Source organism: Calditrichota bacterium (assembly GCA_013151735.1).
In the GTDB taxonomy this organism is placed as follows: domain Bacteria; phylum Zhuqueibacterota; class JdFR-76; order JdFR-76; family BMS3Abin05; genus BMS3Abin05.
In genome coordinates, this window is record JAADHR010000215.1 from 1 (window position 1) to 4,222 (window position 4,222).

Genomic DNA, 4,222 nt, shown 5'->3' on the forward strand with positions numbered 1-4,222 from the left:
CCGGATTTGGTGACGGTGGAGGCAGCCTTTGGGTCGCGAATCAGCTGGATGTGTTCCATTTCGTAGCGCTTTTCCGGTTTCTGAATTTGCCACACGCCTTGCTTCCACTCAGGCACGTCCACTAAAAAGGCACGCTTCCCTCGAAACACCCCCTGTGGCGTATCCAGGCGAAAAGCAATCTTGTAATAGGATTCGTCACCTTTAATCGGAATCACAAACCGCCGAAGGGAATCGGCTGGCAAATGGGTGCGAATCTGGTACACAAACCGGACCGTTTTCTGCCGGGACACATCGTAGGCGATCTCTAAGGCTGAACGGCCGCCAATTTCGTAGATCCCCAGGGCCCGTGCATTGGGGGATTCAATTTTCCAGAGCCGCAGGGGATTTTCCCCGGGGGCCGCAATGGTATGTTCTACAAATTTGGCATCCTGGTAGGTGATGGGACCAAAAGCAAAATCGCGAAACACATCATTCCAGATTTTGAGCACCCGCCGGGGGCGTACGGTTGTTTGCAAATAGGCCAGAATGTCCGCAGGGGTGTGAAGCGACTGGAATACCTCCGGGTGCCGGAATGCCTCTCCCGCTACGCCGTACACCAGACGCTGTTTGAGGTGTTCGAACTGGTGGCCCAGCAGCGCCCGCAAGTGGGCATCCGCCCGGGAAGAATCCTGCCAACCGAACACGCGGGTCTGGACGATATTCAAAATACCGGGCCAGAGTTTGTCCGGCATTTTTTGAATCACGATTTGCCAATTCTGAGAAGAAATGCTTCCCGGCCGCAGCGGTTTCAGATACTCGCGCCCGGCTGCGTAGGGGGATTCCTTCACATTGTACGGCAGGGCCGGTACCCATTTGGGCGGTGCGGTAAAAATCTCCCGATTGGCTTTAAAGCTGGTGCTCCCCAGCCAGTAAAAGGGGAAAGAAAAAATGATGCTTGCTTCCGATAATCAACGTGGCGTGTAAAGCAGTGAATCGCCGAATTCTACGTAATGTCTTTGACATGGCTTCCTAATTTTAATTTAAATTTGTCATAGCAAAAGGGAAAAGAGAAATCCCAATTATCAAAACCCAAATTTCAAATAAATTCCAAAAAAACAAATTCCAATTCCCAAAAATAAACCACCGATTAACACCGATGCACTTTGCAAACCCTGCGTCTTCTTCGCGACCTTTGCGGTTAAATCCTTTTTTTCGCGTATTTCGCGGGTAAAACCATTACTTTTTCCCTGCTTCGTAGTGTACCCACTTGGGGGCCATTTTGAGCTGGAAAAGCGTCAGCGCCAGAATAATCAGGAACAGAATCCAGGCCATCGCCGAGGCGTATCCCATCTTAAAATATTCAAATGCGTTGTTAAAGAGATAGTACACGTAAAACAGGGTTGAATCGATCGGCCCGCCCTGCGTCATGATGTACGCCGACGTAAAGATTTGCAGCGTGCCGATGATCCCCATAATCATGTTGAAAAAAATGTAAGGCGACAGCATTGGCAGGGTAATCGAAAAGAAGCGGCGAATGGGACCCGCCCCGTCGATTTCTGCCGCCTCGTACAGGTACTCCGGGATGCCTTTTAGCCCCGCCAGCCAGATGATCATACTGGCCCCCGCTCCCCAGAGTCCCATCAAAATAATCGAGGGTTTCGACCAGGTGGCGCTCTGGAGCCAGAGCGGCCCGTGGATGTGAAACCAGCTCAACACATTGTTCAGCAGCCCGTTGCTCGGCTGGAGCACCCAGATCCACAAAATGGAACTGGCCACCTCCGGCACAATGGCCGGAAGATAAAAAATCGTCCGGTAAACAGCCATCCCTTTGATTTTGGCATTAAGCAGCATGGCAATCCCGAGGCCTACGCTCATGCCCAGCGGGACGCTCACAATCATGTAAATTGTGTTCCAAAGAGATTTCCAGAAAAGCGGGTCTTTTTTCACCAGCGTCACGTAATTCCACACGCCCACCCAGCGGGCCGGGTGAATCACATCGTAGCGCATGAAGCTCAACAGAATTGAAAAAATAATCGGGCCCGCCATAAAGACCAGAAAACCGGTCATCCAGGGGCTAATCGTCAAAAATCCAATCCACATGTCTCCGCGGGCACGCCGTCCCATGCGGCGGTAAATCTTCTGCAGTCGGAAAATCAAATACCCCAGACCAATGGCAATCACAAAACTAACCCAAAAAAGCACCGTTTTCCAGTTCACCGGCTTGCCCGGATTTTTGTTGAAGATACGGTCCAGCTCCAGTTGAACAGCGATTTTCCCCCGGTGCAGGGCTTCGTATGGCGTTAACCGGTGGTACGTGGCCATGTCGAAGGCGCGAATCTGTTCGTTCCACAGCCGCTGGCCCACCGGCGTAACCGGCCGGTACTTGCTGTGGTTCATCAGCTCCACAAACACCTTGTACCCGGCTTTGAGCGACGGCGACAGATTGGGGTTGTTCACCACGTATTTGTCCCGGAGCAGCTCATTCGCTACCCGATTGGCGGACATCTGCGGAAGGTACGGTTTGCCGCGGCTCTCGTTAAACCGCATCTGTACGTAGCTGCGGATGTCCCACGCTTCCGGGCTGGTCATCCATTTGATGAACTCCCACGCCAAATCGGGATGCCGCGCACCCTTGGGAATGGCAAAGGAAAATCCGCCTGACCAGGTGATGTACGGTTTTCCCTTCGGCACCGGAACCGGCACCACGCCAAAATCGAAATCCAGGTTGGTCTGGGCAATGTCCTGGAGTTTCCAGTTGCCGTCAATTTTCATGGCCAGTTTTCCGGAGAAGAAGGGGTCAAAGGCGCCGTGCAGGAACATGGTTTCGTAGGCGGGGATGGCCTCTCGCCCGCCGAAATGATCATAAAACTTCACCCACCAGGCCAGTGCCGCCACAATGGCCGGTTCGTCCATCGTGCAGGTACGGCCGTCCGCGCTGATGAAATGGCCGCCGTTTTGCCAGGCGTAGAGGTAGAAAGAGGCCGGGCCGTAAATCGGGCTGAATCCCAGCCGGACGTAATGTCCCGCCTTGTCCTTTTTGTTGATTTTGTCGCTGTAGCGCAGCAAATCCTCCCAGGTTTTGGGGGGAATCACATGGCCTCTGGCATCCACAAAACCGGCTTCACGAAGCATGTTCTTGTTGTAGTACAGAGCCCGGTCGTCTGCACCGAACGGGATGGCGTACACATGGCCGTTGTAGGAGGCTTCGTTCCAGCAGGCGGAATAGAAATCCTCTTTGCGCACGGCGTGCGGCTTGTTTTTGTCCCGTGCGATGTAGGGATCCAGGTTGGTAAAGGCGTCGCGGGAGGCCCAACCGCTAATTGTGAAGCGATCCTGGTGTATCACATCCGGCGCCACGCCGCCCACAATGGCCGTCATGAGCTTCTGAGGATTTAAATCCCGCCCGGCGGTGGAGATTTTCACCTTCACACCCGGGTGCATTTTTTCAAATTCGTCAATGGCCGCGTAGATGCCCATCATATTTTCCCCTTCACCCATGCCCCACACGACCAGTTCGGTGGGTTTCTGGGCGAAAGAATTTGCGGGAAACATAACAATTCCCACAAAAAGAAAAAACAAACTTGCGAAAACAATTTTTGTTCGAAATTTTATGTAATTTTTTTTCATTCGACCTTTCAATATTTTTTTATGTGAACATGCCACGAATTCACGAATTTAAAAAGAATCTTGCGAAGGTTTCGGAACCTTCGCAAGGTTACTTAAATTTTACCCTTCGCCCAATTCTTCCCAAAACTCTTCCGGAACTTTCGCCAGATACACATGCGGAAAGCCGCTCCGATCGGAATTAAACACAACCCATTTCCTATCGGGACTGAAAGCCGGGTGCGGGTGCGCCATCTGGTACGTCTTGCTGCTCCCGTCGTTACACAATTTTTTCAGATGGCCGGTGGCCGCGTGAATCAAAAACAGCCCCCGGTCGGGCCAATTGGAATCGGACACAATCCACTGGCCGTCCTCGGAAACCCCGGCGTGCCAGAAGTACACATCCCCGGATTCCACAATTACCTGCTCCCGAGGCTCCCCGTCGGCAATGGAAACAATGGCCCGGCGGGGGTAATCCATCGTGGTGAGTACCCGTCCCGTTTCTCCCATCCAGGCAAAATGACCCGTTTCCCGCAGGATTTTTAGCGGCCGCAGGTTCATTCCGTCAGCGTCCATCAGCCAGAGCATGTGGGGATCAGCGTTAAAATATTGAAACAACAGGGTATGTCCGTCCGCCGGA

3 protein-coding genes are annotated in these 4,222 nt (G+C 52.7%); all 3 read right to left on the reverse strand.

The genetic code is table 11. The features are described 5' to 3' along the window. Positions 1-827 (reverse strand): hypothetical protein (locus GXO76_15560; GenBank protein ID NOY79269.1); only part of this gene is annotated, 827 nt, incomplete at its 3' end. 388 nt (positions 828-1,215) lie between these two features. Beyond that, positions 1,216-3,531, reverse strand: coding sequence for an extracellular solute-binding protein (locus GXO76_15565; protein NOY79270.1), 2,316 nt, complete (start codon positions 3,529-3,531; stop codon positions 1,216-1,218). A gap of 174 nt (positions 3,532-3,705) precedes the next feature. Then, the coding region (locus GXO76_15570; protein NOY79271.1) for a hypothetical protein at positions 3,706-4,222 on the reverse strand (517 nt) is incomplete at its 5' end.

What these genes read in the sequence shown, in the direction of transcription:
- GXO76_15565 (NOY79270.1), bottom strand. Translation starts at nt 3,531, where the DNA reads ATGTTTCCCGCAAATTCTTTCGCCCAGAAACCCACCGAACTGGTCGTG.